At 49.2% G+C, this 2,953-nt stretch carries 1 protein-coding gene; it reads right to left on the reverse strand.

All coding sequences use genetic code 11. From position 1 onward, the window contains the following. Positions 1 to 2,953 (reverse strand): autotransporter outer membrane beta-barrel domain-containing protein (locus tag VTH8203_RS07700; protein ID WP_158296084.1); only part of this gene is annotated, 2,953 nt, incomplete at both ends.

A 2,953-nucleotide genomic window follows, 5' to 3' on the forward strand; every position in this document is an offset into this window, starting at 1 on the left:
GATGATGTCTTGATGCATACGGGTGAGTGGGACAAGAACTTGCAAGTCTTTGTTGACCATCATGTAGGCACTGTAGTCATAGCCATCGTAGGTATGCATTTCCATCAATAACAAGATGACGTTATCGGCCAGTTTCAACGGTTTCAAACGCGACACGCTGTCGTTGATGTCGGTAAAATCCGTGATCCAAATGACGTGACGGTTTTCGAGGATGTGACGATTACCGATGAAATTGTAGTACTCGGTACTTTCGTACTCACCGAAGGTAAGGTATTTATCTTCCGCGGTATCTTTCGCGGTCGCCACCACGGCAATGTTCCATGCCTTATTATGCCCACTGCCGACTTCCGCGTTATTTAGACCGCGCTCACTCGTCACGAAGCTTAGGAGGCGATCATCCATTTCCACCACACCGCCGAGCTCTGAATAGGTGCGATTATCGTTTGACCAGGTGTAGTAGGTTTGGCTTGGTGTGGAGATGGCAGTATAGACCTCACCCACCCCTTGGGTCGTGGCATGCTCAGTTTTGACTCGCAGTAAATCTTGAGTGAAGCGATTGGTGTCATTCCATTGGATCAAATCGATACCGCGCGGGAAGTTATCACCGAGCACCAAGGTATTAAAATTACCTTGGCTGTCCACCATCATGGTGCCGCCAAATTGATGCCCCGATATTTGTAGATGGTTTTTAACTAAATCAAGGGTGTTGGCATCATACACCACAGCCACCCCAGATTGGTGCCCATCGGTTCTGGAGCGGAGGAGATTTAAACCAATGCGGTCTCCAGACCAAGCTAACTTAGATGGCGTGCTACCAACGTTAGACACATCAAGCCCATCGGGTAACGCACCGGTAGGCGTCGAACTATCGAGCAATTTACTGATAGTAATGGTTTCATTATTGAGATCGTAACGGATGAGACGCACTGGCATGGTGAGTGCGGTCTCATATTCTTCACGCGACTTTGAAAGACCGTAGACAATCGCGCCGCTGCCGTTACTGGTCGCAGAGAGCAACCGCTCATTGTCATCATTAGGCAAACTCAGCGTGCGGTTATGCGTACCATCAGGGTTAAATTCGCTGTAGTACACCGCCATATTCGTTTGGTCTTGCCAAACCGCGCCATCTTTGGTGCCATTACTCACGGCGGAGAAAGCGACCCTCGGCATATAGTTAGAATCCCAACGTTTTAAGCTGTCAGGGTAATCTTCTAAAGGCACATACATGTCTTCACTGCGCGTGTGCGCTTGCGTCATGATGCGAAGCACTGGGGTGGTGTATTCTGTTTGCGTATGGGTGCTGGATACTTGCGTCTCGCCAAAACGCTCACCGGTAGCAAGGTCGTTCCAAACGTAAGGCTCAGGATCATTCGCATCAAGAATGCCATCACCATCACTGTCAATAACGTAGGCATTAACGCCCACAATCAGTGCTTGAACCTCGTCAGGCGTATTCCATGTGCCGTTCTCTAATGCGGTTTGATAATCGCCAAGTAAATTCGTCAAAAGATGTTGATTTGGCAACAAAGTTTGTAGTTGGGTAATGGTAATGTTGCTACTTGCGGTATTTTGCAAATCAATTAGCGCTATGGCGGCAGCATTTTGCTCGGTAATAAGCGCTTGCAGTACGCTAATGCTACTCACTGGATTACTGGCAAGTTCAATGCGATATAAACCAAGGGTGGTAGCATCGGTCGCAACATCTAGCAAGCCCATGAACTCGGCTAATAAATCCGCATCACTGATGGACGTATCTGCCACTCGCGCCGTTAGGTTATTGATAGCAAGCGGATTGACCACATCCGCCACCTCAACACTTTCGACCGCTGAGTAACGTACGCCGTCTTTTTCCACCATCCAACTAATGCTATCGCTTGCATTTCTATCGACTGGCAAGACCGTCATCATGGTCAAGCTCGAATCACTGCCTTGGTAATTCACACTGACATTGGTGGCGTCGCCATTAATGCTAGCGACTTGCAAATCACCGCTGGTATTGAGTGACCAATTGATGCTTGGCGCGGTGCGTGGTGACAATACATCAAGACTTACGACCTCTTGCCATGAGCCATCATTTGCCGTCACAGCAAAACGGGCGGTGCCATCTTGGTTTACGCTAATTTGATTGTTAGCGATAGTTGCAACTTCTGGAGTAAAGCTTTCGATGGTGACACTTTGGCTATCAGAAGCGGTCACGGTGAACGTGTGTGAACCGTTATTGATGTCGCTAAGTGTTGAGGTAACAGAGACAGGTGTCGCGCTCGGTTGCAGTGTGATGGTTTCTAGACGGGCAATACCGTCTACGTCCACGCTGATTTGTATTTGCGCACCGCTAGTATATAAGCTGGTATCAAATGTACCTGTCACATCCGTTAAGTTGCCACCGTCAAGAACACTCACGCTGACACTGCTGCCTGCTGGCAGATAACCTGAGAGTAAAGCGGTCAGATCAAGCGTTCCGGTGCTGGTCTGTAGTATTTCAGGGAAGTACGCCAAAGTGGTGTCATTGGCAAGTGTAGTATCGACTGCTTGTTGCGCTGCGCTATCTAAGCCATACGTTGGCACATTGAGCGCCAGATCTGTCATGCCATGACGACGTAGCCAGGTTTGGGTATTGAGATACAAGGCTTTGGCAGTATTCACATCAAGGGTGTTGTCAGCCAAATCTGTCGCCAGATCGCTTACCACATTGGCAAGGGCTTCACCACCGCCAAGTACTGACAAACCAATCAAGGCACTGCGGTATTGCTGTTCAATGCCTGAGCCGGTGGCGTTCATCGCCGCTGGCGCAATCGCAAACACATCATCGGCATTAGCAGAATCTAAGAAAGTACTGGCAATCAGTGCATTGGCGCTGTTAATGCCTGTTACGCTCAGATCCGTTGCCGCGACTTTTGCCGCAATATCCGTCAATGGTGACACGGTCACGCTATCTCGGCGCGCAATCTCTGGC

Source organism: Vibrio thalassae (assembly GCF_900089835.1).
Lineage (GTDB): Bacteria > Pseudomonadota > Gammaproteobacteria > Enterobacterales > Vibrionaceae > Vibrio > Vibrio thalassae.